The sequence below is a fragment of the Streptomyces sp. NPDC050759 genome, from assembly GCF_044456945.1.
Classification (GTDB): domain Bacteria; phylum Actinomycetota; class Actinomycetes; order Streptomycetales; family Streptomycetaceae; genus Streptomyces.
Genome location: NZ_JBITGI010000008.1, coordinates 147,255 through 168,235, shown reverse-complemented (window position 1 = coordinate 168,235; position 20,981 = coordinate 147,255). Strand labels below are relative to the sequence as shown.

Below are 20,981 nucleotides of genomic sequence, written 5' to 3'. Positions count from 1 at the left end.
GTGAAGGGCAAGCTGCCGGCCGTCCCCCAACAGGCACAGGCCGAGGTGGACCGGAACCTGCAACTGCTGGCCCGTCAGACCGCGGAGGCCAACCAGCGGCTGGCCGGCACCCGTGGGCAAGGGGGCCCGAACTTCGTACAGAACGCGGTCCTCGGCCCCTCTGGCAGACAAGAGGAAGGCGACCATCGACCGGATCGCCATCGCCATCGGACGGTCGGCCGCCAGCCCCACAGGGCTGGATGCTCTCGCCGTCTGCAACCTCGGCCTCGACGCACCCGGGACCCAGACATCCGGGGCCGGGGCCGCGAGCCAGAGCCCCGGCGGCGCCCAGGGTGACGGAGGCAACACCGGACAGCAAGGAAACGGCTCCGGAGCCGCAGGACAGAGCAACGACGGGCCCACCGCGGCCGACTTCGTGGACATCACCAAGGTGGCCCCGAACGTACCCAAGGTCCGCAGGCAGGCCGGCGCCTCGACCGGAGCCTTCACCTCCCGATGCGGAGTCAACAAGCAGGGCCAGCACAACTCGGACAACGACATCGTGGCTCCCGGTGTCAGCAACGGCGCCCACCACGTCCACGACTACGTGGGCAACCGGAAGGTGGACTTCAACTCGACCAACGAGTCCCTGAGCGCCCAGGGCACCTCATGCACCAACGGCGACCAGTCCGCGTACTACTGGCCTGTCCTGCGGGACACCACCCGTCAGGGTCCCGACGCCAACGCTCTCGGCGGCGGCGCCGAAGTCAACAAGGGAGCCATCCTGGTGCCCGCGACCGTCACGATCACCTACCAGGGCAGCCCCACCGGCAAGGTCGTGGCGATGCCCCGCTTCCTGCGGATCATCACCGGTGACGCCAAGGCGTTCACCAACGGGACCAAGAACGCCAACGCCCACTGGAGCTGCACCGGCTTCGAGAACAAGGTCCAGCTCACCGACAAGTACCCGATCTGTCCCAGCGGCAGCAAGGTGGTGCGCAGCTTCGCCTTCCAGAGTTGCTGGGACGGCCGCAACGTCGACAGCGCCGACCACCGCAGCCACGTCGCCTTCGCCGACGCAGGCGGCAACTGCGCAAGCGGCTTCAAGGCCATCCCGCAGCTGACGATGCGGCTCACCTACAAGGCCCCTGCGGCACCGAACTTCGCCGTCGACGGCTTCCAGGGACAGCAGCACAACGCCATCACCGACCACAACGACTTCATCAACATGATGATGACCGGCCAGCTCATGAAGCAGGCGGTCTCCTGCATCAACTCGGGGCGCCGCTGCGGCTGACCCGACCGACCGGGCCGCCACTCCCCGGCCCCAGGGCCGGGGGCCGTTGACCGGAGACGCCATCCGTCCAGATGGCTCATGAAGGTCCTCTGCTCTGGCCTCGCCGCCAGATCGGCGAGGCCGGCGCCGCGTCGGAGGGGAATCACCCCGGCGGACGGTTTCCAGCGTTCCACGGCACCACGCAACATCTTACGAAGCCCTTACGCAGCCGTCTCAAGTGACGTAACGCGCCTACGATCACAGCGTGTTGACCATCCGAAACATCACGCTCGTCACTGTCACGCCCCTTGTACTGGCTGCGGCGGGCGCCGCACACCCGCATGGTCTGTCCAGGGCAACGGCCACGGACTGGACACAGTTGCACATCGCGCTGCTGCCGGTCTTCCCGCTGCTTACGCTCGGCCTCCTCGTACCTCTGTGGCACCGCCCCCGACCAGATCTCACGGGCTTCGCCACGGCGGTGGCCTGGACGAGTGCGTTCACGTACGCGGCCTTCTACACCGGTCTCGACGCGGTGGCCGGTATCGCGGCGGGAACCGCGGTCGAGCACGCTGCCGGGACAGCGGACATAGGGCCGATCAAGCACCCGCTCTACGACGCGGGTGAGTCGCTCGGGCAGGTCGGGGCCTACGCCCTCATCGTCGCTGTCGTGGCCACAGCCGTCGCGCTCTTCCCGAAACAAGGGATGCGAGTCGTTCCCGGCACGGTGGTTCTCCTGGTGGCCGGCTGGTCCTTCACAGACAGCCACATCTTCTGGCCCCGCGGCGTATGGACCATGCTCGGTTTCGCACTGGGCTTCGCTCTGCTCGCCGCCGGGACCACAAGGAGCGAATCCGTTCCGCGCCGCGCCTGAGCGGGACGGGTGGCTCTGTAGGTCAGTTGTGAGGCCAACGGTGGGTGGGTTTAGGTCGGGTTGTACGCGTCGATACGCCATGACGCTCGGGCCGAAGGGCTGTCCAGCAGGGCTTTGTCTTCCAAATACGGGATGAGCCGCAGGACTGTGGCGCTGGCACTGGAGCCCGTGTGGCTGGCGCCACGCAAGCAGCTTCCGCCCCGGATCTCGCGCCTGGACCGTTCAAGGCGACGATCGATCTGGACGCGCCGCACAAGCACCGGCACACCGTCAAACGAGTCTTCGAGTGACGTATTCGATGGTCCGCGCCTACATCCTCCAGCGGCGCTCGGAGATCCGTGTCGAGGAGGGCCGCGGCCCTCCGCAGGCGTTCGTGCCGCAGACCCACCGCCCCGTTGTCGAGGCGGAGGTCGACCACGTGCCGCACCAGGCCGGAATACTCCCGCCGGAAGAAATCCGAGAATCCTCATGGTTCAACGCGCGTCCCCCTTCGTGCTGTTGAACCGCGCCGACTGCGGCGGCGCAGCCGGTGGCCCACGGGCCAACTCACCACGGCTGCCACCACGCCAGCCACCGCTGTAACGGCCACCGACTGAGTGGTGGTGCAGACGGTAGCCAACACCCCGGCAGTCGCGCTGAAGGACGCGGAACTCCACTGCGCCTCGGGCTCCGGCGGGCCGGCTACACCGGGCCGTTGACGGCCTGGGACTGGTGCTTCCTCGTTTGCCATACTTAGGAGAGAAATGATCTTGTCGGCGTCTGCAAGGGGCTCCCGCCCGATCTGGCGAGCTGGTCGTGGAAGCCGGCGTCGACGTCGCCCGCGACCCTGCCGGCCGGTGGCGCCACCCCACACGCCTGCACCGCACCCGCCCCGACCTCTCCCCCCGCCGACGTCCCCCGCTGGACATCACCGCCGCACTGACTGGCCGCGACAGCACACGTGACCGGTCCAGACGGCGCGTAGCGGAACCGCCGAAATGCTGCGCATCAAGTGACGGAATGAGTTTGGCCGACGATCCGTCAACCGTTCCTGGCGGCGCAGAGCTGGTGGTCGATGAGCCTGTCCATCGCGTGTACGGTGGCCAGCCCGTCCGGGGTGCCGTCGCCGCTGACCGCCACCACCGCGGTGCGGTGCCCGTCGGGGGTGGAGCCGTCACGCGTGGTGTAACCGGGCATGTCGCCGCCGTGGCCCCAGTAGCCGCCGCCGCAGGTCAGCGGGATCCACATCATGCCGAGGCCGTAGCGGGCGCCGGGCCATTCCTCGGCCAGGGCCGGGGCGGGGACGGTTGACTGCATTTGGGCGAGCTGGGCCGGGCGCAGCAGCCTGCCGCCGATCAGTGCGGACCAGAAGCGGATCAGGTCACCTGTGGTGCTGACGATCGCCCCGGCCGAACCGGCCGCGGTCGGGTTGAACGCCGTTGTGTCGATCGCGTCGCCCGAGCCGAAGTTGGAGTAGCCGTGCAGGTGCGGTCCAGGGACGCGCGGCGACGTGTCTGGCGCGAGGGTGCGGTGCAGGCCCAGTGGCGCGATGATCCGTTGCTCGACCTCGTCCTGCCAGCTCCGCCCGGTGATCCGTTCGATGATCATCCCGGCCAGAATGTAGTTGGTATTGGAATACTCCCACCTGGTTCCGGGAGCGAAGTCCGGAGCATGGCGCATGGCGGTGGCCACGAGCTGCCGGCTGGTCCAGGTGGTGTACCGCTGGGCGAGGAAGTTCTCCTTGGTGTCCATCTCCGGGAAGTCCGACGTGTAGTTGAACAGTCCGCTGGTCTGCTGCAGCAGCTGCCTCACAGTGATCCGGGAGCCGTCGTTGCCGTTGCCGTCAACCACTCCGGGCAACCACCGCTCGACCGTGTCGTCAAGGGTGAGCTGCCCGTCGCCGACGAGTTGGAGCAGCACCGTGGCGGTGAATGTCTTGGTCGCGCTGCCGATTCGGAACCGGTCGCCTATCGCCGCGGGCGTGCCCGCGGCGATATTCGAGAGTCCGGCCGTGGCCTGCTCGCGTGCGTTCCGTCCGGCCACTTCGGCCAGCACCCCGACCGTCCCGGTCCGCTGCACCGAGTCCACCTGAGCATGCAGCCCTCCTGCCTGGGACGCCTCCGCCGGGCCCGAGGCCAACACGATTCCGGCCAGCACGGTGGCGGCCGACAAGGCGGCGGTTCGGCGGCAGGTCCATACACGCATACCGAGTCTCCCTCTGCGTTGGACATCGGACACCCACGCTAGGACTCCCCTGCCGCCCCCACGATGGGGCTGACCCGCCGAAGCCCATGGGGCAAACCCCCCGGCCCCCGCTGGCATGCGGATGACCAGGAACGATACGAAAAGTCCCAGGGAATCTCCGGGCTTCAACGCGGGATCTCGACGCGAGGCAAGCTGAATCTCAGCAGGTCAGCGAATTGCGTCGGTGGCCCGCGTAGCGTTGTAACACCCGCTGATCAGCCGTGGTCGCATGACCTGTCACCTCGAAGGCTAAGCGATTCTCATTGAAGGTTGGGCGAGACGCGATGCACCGCTCACCCCTCGCAGATCGCCCCCAGGGCCACATACCGGACCAGCCCGGCCCAACGACGACCATCGACCACAGCGTGCGCCACCGCAACGGCCTGCCCACGAATCCCACCGACTGCGACCGTGCCCGCCTGCGGTCAGCCATCCGCCTTCGTGCCGTTGCCACCAATGCTGCTGCCCTGACCGGATCCTGCGCCAACCGGGGGAAGCGACGGTGGCGGGCCCGGCATGCTGGTCTCGCGACGGCGGTCCCGCCACTCGAAACCTTCGAACATCAGGAGCCCGAGGACGAAGGTACCGACTCCACCGATCACCAGCCCCCGCGCGTGAATGCCGCTCTCCCAAACGTTCAGGGCATCGATCCACACGGCCATGAACAGAGCCCTGCCAACATTGGCCAAGCGCAACTCGCCACCCCCTCGCAATCCAGATCGCGTCCTGGCGGCGGACCCCGACCCATGCCTCCCCGACACGGGGCCGCCGTGCGCCCGAAGGCGAACAGGAACCGCCAGAATGCCAGCGTGGCACCCAGGGACGGACCGGACAGCTCACCGTGCCGGACCGGCAGGATCGTGCGCCGCCGACGAGCGCGGGCGCCACGCCCGTCCCACCGCTCGCGGACTGTAACTCGACGTGTTCCGCGACCGGGGTGCGGTTCCACTCGTACGCGGATGCCGGCAGGTGTGATCCGGCTGAGACGTCGTCAGGCGCCGTTTACGTTGGCCTCGGTGTGCCGGCTTTAGGTCGCCGTTCAGGACGCGCGAGTTCTGGCATCGGAGGGTTTGGACGTCGTGTGGTCGTGTGGTGCTTTTTGGTCAGGGGGTGGGGTTGGGGTAGAAGGCGTTGATCTCGGCCAGGACGCGGTCGGGTGCTTCGTGAAGGAGGAAGTGTCCGGCCCCGGGGACGACGGCGGAGGTGGCGTGGGGGGCGGCGTCCTGGAGGGGCGGCAGGAACGCGTCGGCGAGGCCGGCCTGGGTGATCAGGTGGACCGGGATGGTCAGCGGGGTGTCCTGGAGTGTGGTGTTGTCGGCCTCGTCCTGGGTCAGGGTCCGGTAGAGCCCGAAGCCGGCGTGCAGGACCTGGGGGCGGGAGTACACCCGGACGAACTCGGCGAGTTCGTCGTCGGAGACGTTCTCGCCGGCGGTCTTCACACTCTGGAAGAAGTAGGTGAGGAAGGTTTCGACCCGGCCGGTGACCAGTTCCTCGGCGAGCGGATTCTGCAGGAAGAAGGAGAAGTGCCAGAACATCGATTCGAGGGTGGCGAACTTCAGGTTCTTGCCGACGAGGGCGGCGTCCATGAGGAACAGGCCCGCCACCTGGTCGCGGTACTGGGCGGCCAGCGGGTAGGCGACGTTGAGGCCGTGGTCGTGGGCGACGACCTGTACGTTCTCGTGGTGGCCGAGGTGGTTGAGCAGCTTGTGGACGTAGGTGGCCAGGACCGTCTTGGTCATGGAGGGCGGGTTGCCGGTCGAGTCGCCCAGGCCCGGCAGGTCGATGGCGATGACGGTGCGGCCGGGCAGCAGTGAGGGCATGATCGGGCGGTACTCGTACCAGCTTTGCGGCCAGCCGTGCAGCAGCACCATGACCTGCGGGCCGTCGCCGCCGATGACGTAGTGCATCTGCACGTCGTCGATGGTGGTGAAGCCGTGCCGGAAGAGCTTGTTGAACTCGGCGTCGTCCTTGGTCGCCGTGTCGTAGCCGGGGCTGAGCGGTTCTTCCGACCCGACGGCTACGGCGGTGGTGAAAGCGTTCATGGCGGTGTTACGTCCTTTTTTAGGGGTCCTTGCAGGAAGATCGTGTTGTCGCACGGTGGAGATGTACGTGATCCCGTGTTTTCTGGGGGGTGTGACCAGCCGCGGCGGAAGCCGTGGGAGGTCGGTGACGGGTTGTGGGTGGTGATCGAGCCGCTGCTGCCGAAGCGTGAGCGGCGGTTCCGGTACCCGGGGCGTAAGCGGGTCGATGACCGCAGGACGCTCCAGGGTGTGCTGTTCGTCCTGTACACAGGTGTCCAGTGGGAGTTCTTGCCGCAGGAGTTGGGGTTCGGTTCCGGTCCTACCTGCTGACGGCGGCTGGCCGAGTGGCGGGAGGCCGGAGTGTGGGAGGAGCTCCAGCGGGTGCTGCTGGACGGGTTGCGGGCGGCGGACCGTCTCGACTTCTCCCGCGCCACCATCGACGCCTCTCATGTGCAGGCCAAGCGGGGGCGAAGCAGCCCGACAGTCGGTCCGAGCCCGGTTGACCGCGGGCGGCCGGGCTCGAAGCATCACGTGCTGACCGATGCCCGCGGCACTCCGCTGTGGGTGGCGCTGACCGGCGGTCACCGCCACGACGAAAGCATCCCTAGAAGCGATGTGGCCACGTGAGATGGATGACCCGCCGGGAAATGCGCCAGCCGTCATCGGTGCGTCGCAGGTCGTCGGCGTAGACGACGCTGGCGACACCGCCGCCCTCCAGCAGGCTCAGACCTTTGGACCGGGCCCGCACCTCGTCGCCCGGGCCCTCCGACACGACGATGTTCGTCGTGTGGTGCGCTTTCGCGTGTCCGGGGGCGTTCATGAAGGCCGCGATCGCGTCCAGCCCGACGACCGGGTCGCCGCCGAAGACGCTGCCGTCCCACACCGCGTCGTCGGTGAGGCATTCGCCGAGACGGTCCAGTTCATGGTCGTCCATGAGGTGCGCCCACAGCGCCACGACCCTGCCGATTTCGGCAGTGTCCTCATTCGTGGGTTTCACGTTCGGCTCTCCATTGTGTGCGTTGCTGGATCAGGCCGGGGCAGCAGCCGCAGGCGTCTGTCTCCCCGCCGGCGGAACGGAACCATCGCGGTGGGTCGGTGTGCGGACCCGGGCAGGAGTTCCGGTTCCACCTCTTCCGCGATGCTCTCCACTCACCTCCAGTCGGCGATCGAGAAGCCGCCGCCCGCGGGCCGGACAACCGTGGCGGTCAGTTCCCTCACGCGGTCGGCAGGTACCGGAACGCCCGGGGCCTGGAAGATCCATTCCATCGTCTTGTCCAAGCTCACGTCCTTGGGCACTTCCCCGAAGTAGGGCTTGCAGTAGAGGGGCGTGCCTGGTTCGCTGCGCCAGCTGTCGGCGAGCGTGCCGATGTCCACCGCGTCGTAGCCGAGGAGGTCGAGCAACTCCACGACCTGCGCCTTGGCGGCGGCATCGTCGCCGGCGATCGGCATGGCACTGCGGTCCGGCGCGCCCGAGGGGCGGGCCAGGCTGAACAGCTGGCTGACGACGATGTTGCTGGCCGCCTTGACCACACGGGAGTCGGCCAGGTGGCGCTGCACCAGCTTGCTGCTCGTCAGCTCGTTCGCGTCCAGCTCGGCGATGCGGCCGTCGCGCTCCGGATAGTAGTTCAGCGTGTCGATCACGATCTTGCCCGCCAGCGGCTGGGCCGGGATCTGCTCGTAGGCGCTCAGCGGGATGGACACCACGACCAGGTCCCCGGCCTCGGCGGCCTCGGCGACAGTGGCCGCCCGGGCGCGGGGGCCGAGTTCGGCGACGAGACCGGCGAGGGACTCGGGGCCGCGGGAGTTGCTCAGGACGACGTCCAGGCCGGCGGCGACAGCAAGGCGGGCCAAGGTGCCGCCGACGTTGCCACTGCCGATGAAGGCAAGTGTCTTGCTCATGGTGCTCTGTTCTCCAAGGGGAGGCGGTGGGATGCGGAAATGCCGGACCGGCCACAGCCACGAACCGTAACCGGACCGGCTGGTCATGTTAACTACCGTACCACCTAACCGGACCGTCCGGTCATGTTGCGTAGAGTGGACCCATGAACACTGAAGAAGAAGCTGCTGCAGCGCCGCCCGCGCGACGGATGAGAGCCGACGCGGTGCGGACGCGCAAGGCGCTGTTGAAGGCTGCCGCGGAGGTGTTCGCCGAGCACGGCGCGGACGCGTCCATCGCGCAGATCGCGGCACGAGCCGGTATCGGGAAGGGCACCGTCTTCCGGCATTTCCCCACCAAGGAGGACCTGTTCGCCGCGATCATCAGCGAGGCAATCGACGGGCTGGTGGCAGTGGGCCGCCGGCAGGCCGAGCAGGCCGACGCGGACGCCGCCCTGCTGCAGTTCATGAGCGCGGGCGTCGATCTCTACGCAAACAACCGGGCGCTGGCGGAGGCAGTCCGTATGGTGTCGGATGTTCGGCACCCGGAGATCCAGGCCGGACAGGAGCAGCTGATCGCCACAGCCGAGTCACTGGCGCGGCGGGCGCAACGCGACGGCTCACTCCGTGCGGACCTGAACGGGCAGGACGTGATGCTGCTGATCTGCGGCGTGTACTACACCGCCGCACCCCTGCTGGCTGCCGACCCGTCGGCCTGGCGACGCTACCTGCGGCTCACCTTCGACGGCATGTGCGCCACCGGCACCGGGCCCCTACCCCCGGCACTCGTCCACGACTCCTTGCTGCCGGCGATCCGGTAGGGGCGACGCGATGCTCCCCGAGGCCGATCCTCACAGGACATCACCGACCGAGGTGGTATGGGACAGCTTCTGAGCGACTTCAAACCTCATCGACTTCACGGGCCCTCAAGCCGCCAACCGCCATCCGAAGTCAGCAACAAACGCCTCCCACTGACCAACCGTCATCTACGAAGCCAGACGGGACTTCCTCCCCCGCCAGCCGCCTCTTCCTGTGGAGTTGCCCGGCTGGTCTGCTCGAGTACGGTCGCTACCGCCTCCGAGCGACAGAGAAGCTCATGAGGTTCCTCGCGGATGCGGGCCTTGCGTGGGTCGTTCGATCAAAACGTGCCGACGGCCGGCGCAGCCCACCGGGCGGGTCCGGCGTTCGAGACGGACCCGCGAGCGGCCTGACGAATGCTTCACCCAGAAGAGCCTCCATTGGGGAAGCCCTTGTTGCCGCGGGATACCTCCGGAGCGTGGGGGTCAGGCGATGGTCCGAAAGACAACGACCCCGTGGTCCTCGCTGCAGAGATGGGCAGCGCGCATAACGCTGACCGCCAACAGCGCAGAGACGTACGGCTGATTACGGTAGGCCCTTCATGAGCGCCTGGTATCGAAGCAGCAGGCAACCGAAAGCGTCACCGTCTCGGCCCCGCACTCGGGACGGTCCCACGGCACGGCGGGCGGGTTCGCGAGCGCGGTCCCGGTCCGCACCGCACCCACGCGGTGGTAGAAGTCCTCGGCGGGAAGATGCGACACGACCTTGACACGGTCGAGCCCGGCGGCACGGGCCTCGGACTGCATGTGCGCGACGAGTAGCCGTCCGATACCCCGTCTCTGCGCTTCGTCGGCGACGAACAGCAGGTCGAGCTCCGGTGGAGCGAGGACGAGCGAGTAGAACCCGAAGACCCGGCCTGCATGCATGTCGGCGCCGACGGCCACGAAGGCGCGGTGGGCCTCGATGTAATCAGGACCGACCCCGGTAGCCCGCGACTGCAGCTGCGTACTTACCCTCGTAGGCGCCTGAGCCACGCACGAGCAGCGTGAGCCGTTTGGCATCCCGCGCGACTGCCCTCCGTATCGTGATCGGCCGGCTGATCGGGGAAGTGCGAGAACTCATCGGGAGAGTATTTCGCACCGGACAGTGCCTTCGTTGATCCCGGCGGCCTTGCCTGCCTTGCCGGTGAATTTGGCGAGTTCGTCCGCGACCACCGGGTTGATGAGATCGGAGAGTGCCATGACGGTTTCCCCCTTGGCCTTACGTGTCAGGTGTCTTGCACACCGCTTGTCGTGCGTGCGGCGTGTCGTGCCTACGGCTCCCTGCTCCGGCCAGCTCGTCCGGCCGTACAGCGACACGCTATGGAGTTGCTCAGGGCCTCGGCCTCCGGGAGGTACCCAGGGAAACCCCGAGGTCGGCCTGGCGGCCGAACCTTGCGCGTGACGCGGTGTTGTACCCGATCGAGTTCGACCGAGCGAGACGTCACGACTGATCTACCTGCCGCGACGCCACCGTAAGCACAAGGGCACGTCGTTCTGCTCGGCAGGCACCGCGCCGGCCAGGCGGATCAGGGCGGTGCGGTCGGGGAAGATGCCGACCACGTCGGTGCGGTGGCGGATCTCCTAGTTGAGCCGTTCCTACGGGGTGTTCGACCGGATCTGCCGCCAGATCTCGCGCGGGAACTCGGCGAACGTCTTGACCATCGCGCGCAGCAGATCGGGACTCGCCGCGGTGAGGTTGTCTTCGGTGAGGCGTGCAGGGGCAGACTGTCGGGTGCGGTCATCGTGCTGATTCCCTTCGGGCTTCGACACCTCGAAGATCAGCCGGTGGCCGTTCAGAACCCGTACACCACTTCCCTGGACTCAACCGAACGCGAATGTGATCACACGGGTCACTTCCATGTGCGGATCACGACCCTCGCGGAGAAGGTCCTGCAAGGTGGCCACCTGCTCCTCACTCAGCTCCATTCACTGCTCGACGATGGCCGTTTCAGAGGACACGTCTCGCAGTACTCGGGGTGCTACTGGCTGTGTGGGGAGGTTGCCCGGATCTCCGCCATGACGATGCCGGTCGCCGGAGCACGATCCCGGCGAGCGGCCCCCCTGCGAGGCGAACGATCACGGTGGTACGTCCATCTGGCGGGCTTCTCCCGCCTCACCACGTGGCGGGGCTCGGCACCGGCAGGACAGCACCGGGGTGCGGCTTCTTTGAGTGAGGCGGGGCAGGCGGCTGTGTCCTCGCCGAGTTCTGCTACGGCACTGATCCGCGCCCCTGTGGCTGACCGCCCGCAGCGGCTCTGTTGTCGCCGCGGTGGACTTGCTGGGGCGTATCCCGTCCGGCCAGTAGTTCCGCTGCCTGATGCTGCGTGCGATCGGCCGCCAATTGAGCTTCGGCGATGGCGTCACCGCGTTCGCGTACCAGGTCCTCATAGATCGGCAGGCGATCGTTTTCGGTGGAGGTGCGTGTCACAGTCAACCCTTCGGCATGACGGACTTCGGTACAGGCCGGTCCGCTGTCAGGCTCGGTTGAGCCGGGCGGAAATCCCATGGCCGATCAGCAAATACATGACAGCCGGGAGACCATAATTGAGGACAACACGTAGACCCTCTGTGTCCATGGTGAAAATGTCCTGCGACCACCAGGCCAGCCAGTTCGCCGTTCCCCGTACGAACTCGACGAACACATTCGCCGAGTTCGCGTGGAGCAGGAACAGCAGGATCCACAGACCCAGCAGACCTGCCGCGATGTCGGCGACCGTGCAGACAGTGAGAGCCGTGCGCCGCGTGGCGACCTGGCGGCGCGCGGAGCGTTCCGGGTCGGAGGACTGCTGGTACGTCTGATATCCGGGAACCGGGTCGAAGTTGCTCACAGGAAGTCCGATCGACGTAGTGCCATGCCGGGGCGCTCGCTCCAGGTGCCGGAATTCAGACCGGTTCGGCGCCCCGCTTCTTCCTGGTTCAGCGTTCGGCATGCGCTGCCGTGTTACACCGTCGTCCGCGATGACCCAAATATGGTTGCCTATTCGGGCAATTACCCAATTGTTTGGGCGTCGGGGTGCTTTTCCGGATGGGGCCGAGGGAAGTGTTCGGGTGGTCACAACGATCCCCGGCCCGGCGTGCGCGCAATTCGTGACCAAGTCATGATGCCGACAAGTGCGCGCCTTCATAAGGGTGTCGGTCTCGTGGCTGTTTCCGTCCGCCCGTGACACTCCTGGCGTGCGGCGCGCTTTTGGGAGTGACCCCGGGCGGGTTCATGGCGCTCATCCTCCGGGGGGAGGTACGCAGGCGCCGAAAATGCAGGGGCAGGCTCGGTTTCCCCCCGTGACCGGGTCTGTCCCTGCTCGCACAGCCCCGCAATCTCCCTGTCCAGGCCCGGTATCCCAGGGTGTGACGGCCCGGCGCTCCAGTGCGCTGTAGGGGTTGGACCCGGGACCCAGGGGTCCCGCGGTGCCCGCTCGCCCCCTTTTCGAGTGGGCGCTCGCGCAATCAGGGGCAGGCAGGCGAGTCCCCCGTCGCCTGCCTGCCCCATGCGTGCCCTTGTGAGGCGTCCGGTCCGCAAGGGGTGTGTGCACCGGCCCGGGCACCCGCAGCCCGCATGACAACAAACCGCGATAATCAGGGCCCGGGGGACGTGCGAACATGATGGTGATCGGGGTGGGTGTGCAGGGTCTACTGGCGGGCCGCTATCAGGTGCAGGAGTTGCTGGGACGCGGTGCCATGGGCGAGGTGTGGCGGGCGTCCGACCAGGTTCTCGGGCGCCCTGTGGCGGTCAAACTGCTGCGTGCTGAAGAGGCGGCGGACGCCGAGCGATTCCGCCTGGAGGCGCAGACAGCGGCCCGGCTCAACCACCCCAATGTGGTGGGGGTGTACGACTTCGGCTCGCACCATGACCAGCTGTACCTGGTCATGGAACTCATCGACGGCTGGAGCCTGGCCCAGGAACGCTCCCTGCGCGGCGTGCTCGCCCCGGCGGAAGCGGCAGCCGTCATAGCCCAGGCGGCAGCCGGACTCTGCGCGGCACACCAGCAGGGAGTGATCCACCGGGACATCAAGCCCGCCAATGTGATGCTGACCGCCGAGCGCACGGTGAAGATCGCCGACTTCGGGATCGCGCGCTTCGCCGACGATGCCGCCAGCACCTTGACCGCCACCGGCAAAATCCTCGGCACCGCCGACTACCTCGCGCCCGAACGCGCTCTGGGCCGTCCCGCCCAGCCCGCCTCCGACATCTACTCCCTCGGCTGCGTGCTGTACGAACTGCTCACCGGACGGCCCCCGTTCCGGGGTGCGACCTCGCTGGCCGTGGTGCAGCAGCATGTCGGCTCCGCACCAGCGCCACCCGACCGGCTGCGCCCCGAGATACCACAGCCGCTATCCGAGTACGTACTGCGCCTGCTCGCGAAGGACCCGGCCCACCGGCCCACCGCCGAGCAGACGGCCGACTGGCTCTGCGGGCAGCACGGGACACCACGGCCGGCCGAGCCAGACGGTACTGCCCTCATGTCCGACCCGGCCCCGCATACAGGGGAGTCCCGTACCGGCGCGCACTCCCGCCCCCGCGGACGCCGCAAACTGGCGTCCAAAGCCGTTCTCGGCGGCGTAGGTCTCGCGCTGTTCGCCGGGGCCGCAGCCCTAGGGTCATCGCTGAACTCCGGCGACGACGCGCCTGTGTCGCCCGCTTCCCCCACCACCGTCACATCAATACCCGCGCGCCGGTCCCCGACCCCCACGCCACCGTCCGCCACTGAAGCCACCACCACGCCACCTGCGCAGGAGCACGGTGACGACGAGAGCGACGAACAGCCAGGCAAGCACGCTGACCGAAAAGACAAGGGCAAGGGACGGCATTCCGACGACTGAACCCCGGCAGGATGCGAGCGTGCACAACCGCAGCGCACGCAGGCGTGCGGCAGCAGGGTGGCGGGCCGGCCCCGGCCCGGTCCTGGCGCATCGCCACTCACCCACAGGCTGAGGCGATCCTTCTCAAGTCGGTGGTCATCACCTTGCTCTGGGCCCCGGCGAGATGCCTCGGTGCCTCACCGCACCTGGCCGCCGCCGACGTCTCCGAGCGGGTCATTGCCGAGGACGATCGCGGTTTTGATCCGCTTGCCGACCGGCTCCCGGTGCATCTCAAAGCTCTGACAGACCGCGGTCACGATCTCCAGCCCGTGCTGGCCCACCCGGTTCGGGTCGGCGCCCTGGGCGAGAGGCAACCGCGGCTCGCTGTCCCACACCGTCACCTCCACCGCCCCCTCGTTGACCTCCAAGGTCAGCAGGCACGGGCCGGGAGCGTATTTGCGGGCGTTGGTAACCAGCTCGCTCACCACCAACTCCACCACGCCCACCGCGCGCCCGGACACCGGAAGCCCGTGCACCGCATGCACATCCGCCAGAAATGAGCGGGCGAGATCACGCGCCTGAGCGATCTCCTCGCTGCCCTCGAACGCGGCGGACACCGAGATCAGACGGTCAACGAGCGGCCTTGAACCCTCGTCTTGCCCAGTCAGGTCCATGCCGTTCGCCTCACGTCCGAAGCATCACGTTTCCCACCACGCTTGCCCGCGCATCATCACAGCAGTCCCACACAGGCGAAATCTGGTTCCGGTAATTCCTTGCGGACATGATCACAGCCCGTGGGCGAGGGAGGGAAGTAGGTTGGTGAACAAGCAGGCCGGAGGCTGGGGCTTCCTCACCCACCACACTCGCGTGCTGCTGGCCGTCGCGCGCGCCCCCGCCACCCGGATGCGTGACATCGCCGCGGCCTGCCACATCACCGAACGCACCGTCCAGGGCATCGTCACCGACCTCGAACTGGCCGGCTGCCTCAGCCGCCAGCGGCACGGGCGACGCGCGCACTACACCGGCCACCCGGACGACACCCTGCGCCACCCGGCAGAAGCCCACCTACCGAACCGAACACTGCTTGAGACCCTCCGGACACCGCAGGCCCAGCCTGACCATCAGGCATGACAAACAGGGACTCCTCAAGATCCCCGACAGCGTCAGGCACTCAGGCACTCAGGCACTCAGGCACTCAGGCACTCAGGCAGGGTCTCGTTCGGCGGGTGCCTACCGCCTCTGAGCCCGCGCACCCAACACGCCCGACTGTGCCGCCGCGGCCGTCTGCCCCGCCTCACCGCCGTACGCGCGGGACTGGTGGGCGTTCGGCCGCCGACGCTGAACGCCCCTGCATCTCCGCCGGTGCGGATGAATCACGGGACGCCCCTATAACGGGGGTTCGGTGGATACGGTCCTGATCAGGTGGGAGACCTCTCGGGCGGCATATCGCTTGAGGCGTCGGATGAGCTCACGCCGGGTCATGCCCTCCTGGGTGCGGCGCTCCCCTGCCGGTCGCCACCGTGGTTGAGCCGACGCGAGCTCCGCGGGGGAGACAAGTACTCGATGGGACTGACTCCGCACGGGGCGGCGAAGGACGCCTCGGTGTTCAGCCGCTCGGCACTGCCTCCCATGGTGATCAGCAAGGTGACGGCGCTGCCCGGGCCGACGCCCACGGGCCTGAGCAGTTGCGGGGCGTGGCGTTCGGCGAGCCGGGTCACGCGCTGATTCAGCGCATCGACCTGCCCGGTGAGCTGCTCGATGCGCTGGGCGGCAGCAGGTAAGGGCAGATGTGGGGGGCCTGGGCCACGGCGTCCTCATCACCTTCGCCGTTTCATCAACACCCGTCGCCCGCGAACGAGTCCAGGAGCTGCCACTCATGGCGCGACATGGCGAGCCGCACCGACCGACCCCGGGTCTCGGGCCCCACCGACCGGCGCCCCGTCGTTGGGCGATCCGTCGGCCGGCCCCAGGTCGCCGGGTCAGGGTAATTGACAGGGTACGAAGGTACCTCTTAACGTACCCGCATCATCCGGGGGAGCCGTCAGCTCAATGAGGAGCAGCGATGCAGCACCTATACGACATAGACGTCCAGGTTCCGATGCGTGACGGCGTGGCCCTCGCCGCGAACGTGTGGCATCCGGCCCAGGGACAGGCGCCGACGCTGCTCGTGCGCCTGCCTTACGGCAAGGACGTGTTGGGCCTCGGTCACGGGTCCATGCCCGCCCTGGGGGCTTTGCTGGAGGCCGGCTACGCCCTGGTGATGCAGGACTGCCGGGGCACGCACCGCTCGGAGGGCGAGTTCGTTCCTCATATGGCTGACCGGGCCGACGGTGAGGACACCGTCGCCTGGATCGCCGACCAGCCGTGGTCGGATGGCACGGTGGGCATGTTCGGGGCCTCCTACCTGGGAATGGTCCAGTGGGAAACCGCGGTGACCGGTGCTCCCGCCCTCAAGGCGATCGCGCCCGCCTTGACCTCGATCGACAACTACGAGGCGCCCTGGTTCTCCGCGGGCGGCGCGATGTCACTGAGCCTGGTCACGATGTGGAACGCCCTGATGTACATGGCCGACGCGCAGCGGTCCCTGGCGGCCGGCAAGGGCTCCGTGTCCCAGCTGCAGCAGCTCGCTCAGGCGGCGCTGTACCCCGAGCCTCTCAACGACGTGCTGCCGACGGGCGAGGTTCCGGTCCTGGCGGAGTACGGCAAGTGGTGGCACGACTGGATGGCCCACCCCTCCCACGACGAGTACTGGGACGCCATGGAGCTCACGCCCGAGCTCAAGAACGTCACCGTCCCGGCCCTGAACATCGGCGGCTGGTACGACCTCTACATCGGCCAGACCCTGCGCACGTACACGACCGCCCGCCAGAAGGCAGGCAGCGTGGAAGCGCGCGAGGGGCAGCGACTGATCGTCGGTCCGTGGGATCACGACCCCTCCCCGACCGGCGTGTACCGCGACCGCTCCTTCGGCCCGTTGGCCAGTGCCCAGATGATGGGCCTCGGCGGCCTGCAGCTGAAGTTCTTCGACCGCTGGCTGCGCGGCGACACCACCGCTCTGGACGACGTGGCGCCCGTGAAGATCTTCGTGATGGGCATCGACCAGTGGCGCGACGAGCAGGAGTGGCCGCTGCCCGACACGCAGTGGACCGACTTCCACCTCACCAGCACCGGCCACGCCAACACCGCTGACGGCGACGGTGTGTTGACGACCGTGCCGCCGGCCGGCGCCGGGCACGAGACCTACCTCTACGACCCGCGCCGCCCGGTTCCCTCGGCCGGTGGCGCGTCCATGCCGACGACACCGGGGTTCTGCGGCCCGGTCGACCAGCGGACGGTCGCCGGCCGCGAGGACGTCCTGTGTTTCGCCACCCCCGTACTCGACGAGGCTGTCGAGGTCACCGGTCCGGTCAGCCTGACCCTGTTCGTCTCCTCCTCCGCGGTGGACACCGACTTCACCGCCAAGCTCGTCGACGTCTTCCCCGACGGCAAAGCGATCAACCTGTGCGACGGAATCCTGCGTGCCCGCTATCGCAATGGCCTTGCCACGGAAGAACTGATGGAGCTCGGCACGGTTTATGAGATCAGCGTCGACATGACCGCAACCTCCAACGTGTTCCTGCCCGGTCACCGCATCCGCGTGGACGTCTCCAGCAGCAACTTCCCCCGCTACGACCGCAACACCAACACCGGCGGCGTCATCGCCCGCGAGAGCGAGGAGCAGATGATTCCCGCGATCAACCACATCCACCACGGGCCGGACCACCCCAGCCGCCTGGTCCTGCCGATCATCGACCGGCCCGACCGCAAGGACCAGCAGTGACCGCCGCCGACCGGGTCGCCGAACTGACCGCGACCTTTGCGGCCCCTTCCGTCGACGTGGCCTGGCTGCTGTGCGACCGGCACCCCGCCGACCGCGTCGCGTTCACCGTGGTCGACGGCGCCGGTGGAGCCTCCACCCTGACCTACGGGGAGCTCGCCGCGGACTCCCACCGCTGTGCGCGGGCGCTGCAGCAGCTCGGCGTCGGTCCGGGTGACAGGGTGGCGACCCTGATGGGCAAGAGCACCGACCTGGTCACCGTCATCCTCGCGATCTGGCGGCTCGGCGCGGTCTACGTCCCGCTCTTCACCGCGTTCGCGCCCCAGGCCATCGCCCTGCGCCTGGAAGGCTCCGGTGCGCACGTGGTGGTCGTCGACCCGGACCAGCGCCACAAGCTCGACCCGGGCCCCGACATGCCGGACGACCCTCGGCGCCGCGTCGTCGTCACCGGACCCGGCGTGCCGCACGGTGACGTGTCGCTGGCCGACCTCGTCGCCGCCGCGTCACCTGAGCCGGTACCCGCCGTCACCACCAGCGGGGACGGCCCTCTGGTGCACATGTTCACCTCCGGCACCACCGGCAAGCCCAAGGGAGTCATCCACCCCGTCGCCTACATCGCCGGATGGCAGGTCTACTTGGAGTACGGCCTGGGGGTCACCCGGGAGGGCGGTTACTGGTGTGCCGCCGACCCCGGCTGGGCGTATGGGCTGTACGCGGCCATCGTCGGCCCGATGGCCGCCGGGATCCCCAGCCTGCTGCTGTCCGGCGGGTTCTCCCCCGAGGCGACCTGGCGCACCCTCGCCGACCACCAGGTCACCGACTTCACCGCCGCCCCGACGGTGTACCGGGGACTGCGCTCCTCGTCGGTGCCGGTGCCGCAGGGGCTGCACCTCAAGCGGGCGTCCAGCGCGGGCGAGCCCCTGACCCCCGAGGTCAACGAGTGGGCGGGCTCGGTGCTCGGCCTGGCCGTGCACGATCACTTCGGCCAGACCGAGGTCGGCATGCCCCTGGCCAACCACCACCATCCCGAACTCGCCCGTCCCCTCAAGGCCGGATCGATGGGCCGGCCGGTGCCCGGCTGGAGCCTGACCGTCCTGGCCGACGAGAAGGACGAGCCCGCCGGACCGGGCGTGCTCGGCCGGGTCGCGATCGACGTCGCCGCCAGCCCGCTGATGACCTTCCGCGACTACCAGATCCCCGGGCAGGCCGGCGCGAAGTTCACTCCCGACGGCCGCTTTTACCTCACCGGCGATGCCGGACGCATCGACGCCGACGGCGACTTCTTCTTCTCCTCCCGCGACGACGACGTCATCATCATGGCCGGCTACCGGATCGGGCCGTTCGAGATCGAGAGCGTCCTCGCCCAGCACCCCGCCGTCGCCGAGTGCAGCGTCATCGGCGCACCCGACGACGTCCGCGGCGAGGTCATCGAGGCGTACGTCGTCCTGCGCGACGGCCACGCCGCCTCGCCGGACCTGGCCACCGAACTCCAGCTGCTGGTCAAGACCCGCTACGCCGCCCACGCCTACCCCCGCACGATCCACTTCATCGACGCCCTGCCCAAGACCCCCAGCGGCAAGACCCAGCGCTACCAGCTGCGAAACCGCCGCCGCACCGAACTCTCCAGCCGAGAGGCACAGTGACCGACACGGCCCCCCTCATCGTCGAGCAACGCGGCACCGTCAGGTGGCTGTGGCTCAACCGACCGGAGCGGCGCAACGCCCTCGACGTCACCCTCATCGAGGCCCTGGACAAGCAGATCACCAGCGCCGAGGCCGACCCCGGCACAGCGGTCATCGCCGTGGCAGGCAACGGGCCGAGCTTCTGTGCCGGCGGGGACTTCCACCAGTTCCTGGAGCTGCACGAACAGGGGGAGAACCCGGTCGGCTTCCTGACCGACGTGTCGGCCTGCTTCAGCCGCATCGCGGCCAGCCCGAAACCCTGGGTCGCCGTCCTGCACGGCCACGCCGTCGCCGGCGGCCTCGAACTCGCCCTGGCCTGCGATGTCGTCGTCGCCGCCGACACCACCCTCATCGGCGACGGCCACATCAAGCGGCGCCTCGTACCGGCCGCCGGATCCAGCGTCCGGCTTCCCGGCGCGGTCGGACGCGGCCTGTCGCGCTGGCTCCTGCTCACCGGCGAACTGCTGCCCGCGACCGCATTCGCGAACACCGGCTGGATCCAGGCGATCGTTCCCGCCGCCGACCTCGACGCCACCGCCACCCGCATCTGCCGGCAACTGGCCGACCGCCACAGCCCCGCCCAGCAACGGCTCAAGACCCTGCTGCACCGCATCGACGGGGCCGCCCCCGAGGACGCCCTGCGCGAGGAACTGGCCACCTTCGCCGACAATTGGACGGCCAGCTCCGTCGCCGACGCACTGCGGGCCTTCCTCGATCCCCGGACCACGAAAGCAGACACCACGTGAACCGCTACCACGGACGCGTCGTCGCCATCACGGGCGCCGCACAAGGTCTCGGCCTCGCCATGGCGATACGGTTCGCCGCAGAGGGCGCCACCGTCGCGCTGGCCGACGTCAACGAACAGGCCCTCACCGACGCCGCCGAGACCACCACCGACGCCCACGACGCGAAACACCGTACCGACGTGGTGGACGTGACCGACTCCGCCCAGGTCAACGACTGGATCACCGGCGTCACCACCGATCTCGGCCGCCTCGATGTGCTCGTCAACAACGCCGGCATCATCCGCGACAACCGCGTCGAGGACATCACCGACGACGACTGGCACGCGGTCGTCGACGTCAGCCTCACCGGCGGCTTCCACTGCGCCCGCGCCGCGTTCGGCCCCATGAAACGCCAGGGCTACGGACGCATCGTCAGCTTCTCCTCCATGTCCTGGCGCGGGAACTTCGGCCAGACCAACTACGTGGCCGCCAAGGCCGGCATCGTCGGCATGACCCGCACCCTCGCGCTGGAGGGCGCCCGTCACGGCATCACCGCCAACGCCATCGCTCCCGGCCTCATCGAGACCCCCATGCTCGCCTCGATGAACGGCCCCGCACGGGAGAAGCTCACCAACAAGGTCCCCATGCGGCACACCGGCAGGCCGGAGGACATCGCCGAAGCCGCGGCCTTCCTCGCCAGCGAGGCCGCCGGCTACATCACCGGCATCGTCCTCGACGTGGACGGCGGCATCTCCATCGGATCCTCCATCCGGTAACCGCGAGCCGCACGCACGTAGTGGTCTCCAGCTGGTCCTCCGGACCGGGAGGCGCGTCCCGAACAGTTCCGGCCCACCCTTGCCCGAACGTCACCCA

General features: G+C 68.4%; 19 protein-coding genes and 3 pseudogenes. 11 read left to right on the top strand and 11 right to left on the bottom strand.

Annotation, left to right across the window (positions count from 1 at the left end; genetic code table 11):
- Positions 1 to 112: 112 nt before the first annotated feature.
- Both ACIBJB_RS24215 and ACIBJB_RS24210 read left to right on the top strand, forming a co-directional pair.
- Positions 113 to 1,276, top strand: coding sequence for a DUF1996 domain-containing protein (locus ACIBJB_RS24215; RefSeq protein ID WP_398933192.1), 1,164 nt, complete (start codon positions 113 to 115; stop codon positions 1,274 to 1,276).
- A 244-nt stretch (positions 1,277 to 1,520) separates the two neighbouring features.
- The gene (locus tag ACIBJB_RS24210; RefSeq protein WP_398933191.1) at positions 1,521 to 2,129 is read left to right on the top strand and encodes a hypothetical protein; all 609 of its coding nucleotides are present in this window, start codon (positions 1,521 to 1,523) and stop codon (positions 2,127 to 2,129) included.
- Positions 2,130 to 3,149: 1,020 nt separating this feature from the next.
- Here the strand turns inward: ACIBJB_RS24210 and ACIBJB_RS24205 are convergent.
- From ACIBJB_RS24205 to ACIBJB_RS24195, 3 genes are all read right to left on the bottom strand, one after another.
- Positions 3,150 to 4,313, bottom strand: coding sequence for a serine hydrolase domain-containing protein (locus ACIBJB_RS24205; RefSeq protein WP_398933190.1), 1,164 nt, complete (start codon positions 4,311 to 4,313; stop codon positions 3,150 to 3,152).
- 464 nt (positions 4,314 to 4,777) lie between these two features.
- Complete coding sequence (locus ACIBJB_RS24200) at positions 4,778 to 5,014, bottom strand: hypothetical protein (protein WP_398933189.1); 237 nt, start codon at positions 5,012 to 5,014, stop codon at positions 4,778 to 4,780.
- A 441-nt stretch (positions 5,015 to 5,455) separates the two neighbouring features.
- A complete protein-coding gene (locus ACIBJB_RS24195; RefSeq protein WP_398933188.1) occupies positions 5,456 to 6,394 on the bottom strand; it encodes an alpha/beta fold hydrolase in 939 nt (312 codons plus the stop codon).
- A gap of 75 nt (positions 6,395 to 6,469) precedes the next feature.
- Between ACIBJB_RS24195 and ACIBJB_RS24190 the strand changes: the two are divergent.
- Positions 6,470 to 6,967, top strand: a pseudogene (locus ACIBJB_RS24190) (IS5 family transposase); the annotation flags it as partial.
- Positions 6,968 to 6,977: 10 nt separating this feature from the next.
- Here ACIBJB_RS24190 and ACIBJB_RS24185 read toward each other — a convergent pair.
- Both ACIBJB_RS24185 and ACIBJB_RS24180 read right to left on the bottom strand, forming a co-directional pair.
- Positions 6,978 to 7,370, bottom strand: a complete 393-nt coding sequence (locus tag ACIBJB_RS24185) for a nuclear transport factor 2 family protein (protein WP_398933187.1) — start codon at positions 7,368 to 7,370, stop codon at positions 6,978 to 6,980.
- Between the two features lie 152 nt (positions 7,371 to 7,522).
- Positions 7,523 to 8,272: an NADPH-dependent F420 reductase gene (locus tag ACIBJB_RS24180; RefSeq protein ID WP_398933186.1), complete on the bottom strand. Its 750-nt coding sequence runs from the start codon at positions 8,270 to 8,272 to the stop codon at positions 7,523 to 7,525.
- Positions 8,273 to 8,415: 143 nt separating this feature from the next.
- Between ACIBJB_RS24180 and ACIBJB_RS24175 the strand changes: the two genes are divergently transcribed.
- The gene (locus tag ACIBJB_RS24175) at positions 8,416 to 9,069 is read left to right on the top strand and encodes a TetR/AcrR family transcriptional regulator (RefSeq protein WP_398933185.1); all 654 of its coding nucleotides are present in this window, start codon (positions 8,416 to 8,418) and stop codon (positions 9,067 to 9,069) included.
- Positions 9,070 to 9,645: 576 nt separating this feature from the next.
- Here ACIBJB_RS24175 and ACIBJB_RS24170 read toward each other — a convergent pair.
- The 4 genes and pseudogenes from ACIBJB_RS24170 to ACIBJB_RS24155 all read right to left on the bottom strand — a co-directional run bounded on the left by ACIBJB_RS24170 (position 9,646) and on the right by ACIBJB_RS24155 (position 11,915).
- A pseudogene (locus ACIBJB_RS24170) lies at positions 9,646 to 10,168 on the bottom strand (GNAT family N-acetyltransferase).
- Complete coding sequence (locus ACIBJB_RS24165; protein ID WP_398933184.1) at positions 10,165 to 10,287, bottom strand: hypothetical protein; 123 nt, start codon at positions 10,285 to 10,287, stop codon at positions 10,165 to 10,167. The pseudogene ACIBJB_RS24170 and the gene ACIBJB_RS24165 overlap by 4 nt, the downstream one beginning before the upstream one ends.
- Positions 10,288 to 10,542: 255 nt before the next feature.
- Positions 10,543 to 10,788, bottom strand: a pseudogene (locus tag ACIBJB_RS24160) (transposase); the annotation flags it as partial.
- Between the two features lie 773 nt (positions 10,789 to 11,561).
- Positions 11,562 to 11,915: a hypothetical protein gene (locus ACIBJB_RS24155; RefSeq protein ID WP_398933183.1), complete on the bottom strand. Its 354-nt coding sequence runs from the start codon at positions 11,913 to 11,915 to the stop codon at positions 11,562 to 11,564.
- A 769-nt stretch (positions 11,916 to 12,684) separates the two neighbouring features.
- Between ACIBJB_RS24155 and ACIBJB_RS24150 the strand changes: the two genes are divergently transcribed.
- Complete coding sequence (locus ACIBJB_RS24150; protein WP_398933182.1) at positions 12,685 to 13,905, top strand: protein kinase; 1,221 nt, start codon at positions 12,685 to 12,687, stop codon at positions 13,903 to 13,905.
- A 176-nt stretch (positions 13,906 to 14,081) separates the two neighbouring features.
- On the opposite strand, the gene ACIBJB_RS24145 is transcribed toward ACIBJB_RS24150, so the two are convergent.
- Entirely contained in the window at positions 14,082 to 14,558 is a 477-nt protein-coding gene (locus ACIBJB_RS24145; protein WP_398933181.1) for an ATP-binding protein, read from the bottom strand.
- A gap of 145 nt (positions 14,559 to 14,703) precedes the next feature.
- On the opposite strand from ACIBJB_RS24145, the gene ACIBJB_RS24140 reads away from it, so the two are divergent.
- Positions 14,704 to 15,015: a MarR family transcriptional regulator gene (locus ACIBJB_RS24140; RefSeq protein WP_398933180.1), complete on the top strand. Its 312-nt coding sequence runs from the start codon at positions 14,704 to 14,706 to the stop codon at positions 15,013 to 15,015.
- Between the two features lie 347 nt (positions 15,016 to 15,362).
- Here ACIBJB_RS24140 and ACIBJB_RS24135 read toward each other — a convergent pair whose 3' ends face one another.
- Positions 15,363 to 15,515 carry a hypothetical protein gene (locus ACIBJB_RS24135; RefSeq protein ID WP_398933416.1) on the bottom strand — a complete coding sequence of 51 codons (153 nt, stop codon included), beginning with the start codon at positions 15,513 to 15,515 and terminating at the stop codon, positions 15,363 to 15,365.
- Between ACIBJB_RS24135 and ACIBJB_RS24130 the strand changes: the two genes are divergently transcribed.
- The 5 genes from ACIBJB_RS24130 to ACIBJB_RS24110 all read left to right on the top strand — a co-directional run bounded on the left by ACIBJB_RS24130 (position 15,448) and on the right by ACIBJB_RS24110 (position 20,884).
- Entirely contained in the window at positions 15,448 to 15,609 is a 162-nt protein-coding gene (locus tag ACIBJB_RS24130) for a hypothetical protein (RefSeq protein ID WP_398933428.1), read from the top strand. The two genes, ACIBJB_RS24135 and ACIBJB_RS24130, sit on opposite strands and share 68 nt — an antisense overlap.
- Before the next feature lie 337 nt (positions 15,610 to 15,946).
- Positions 15,947 to 17,704, top strand: coding sequence for a CocE/NonD family hydrolase (locus tag ACIBJB_RS24125; protein WP_398933179.1), 1,758 nt, complete (start codon positions 15,947 to 15,949; stop codon positions 17,702 to 17,704).
- Positions 17,701 to 19,344: an AMP-binding protein gene (locus tag ACIBJB_RS24120; protein WP_398933178.1), complete on the top strand. Its 1,644-nt coding sequence runs from the start codon at positions 17,701 to 17,703 to the stop codon at positions 19,342 to 19,344. The genes ACIBJB_RS24125 and ACIBJB_RS24120 overlap by 4 nt, the downstream gene beginning before the upstream one ends.
- Entirely contained in the window at positions 19,341 to 20,129 is a 789-nt protein-coding gene (locus ACIBJB_RS24115; RefSeq protein WP_398933177.1) for an enoyl-CoA hydratase/isomerase family protein, read from the top strand. Before ACIBJB_RS24120 ends, ACIBJB_RS24115 begins: the two co-directional genes overlap by 4 nt.
- Positions 20,126 to 20,884: an SDR family oxidoreductase gene (locus ACIBJB_RS24110; protein ID WP_398933176.1), complete on the top strand. Its 759-nt coding sequence runs from the start codon at positions 20,126 to 20,128 to the stop codon at positions 20,882 to 20,884. Before ACIBJB_RS24115 ends, ACIBJB_RS24110 begins: the two co-directional genes overlap by 4 nt.
- Positions 20,885 to 20,981 lie beyond the last annotated feature (97 nt).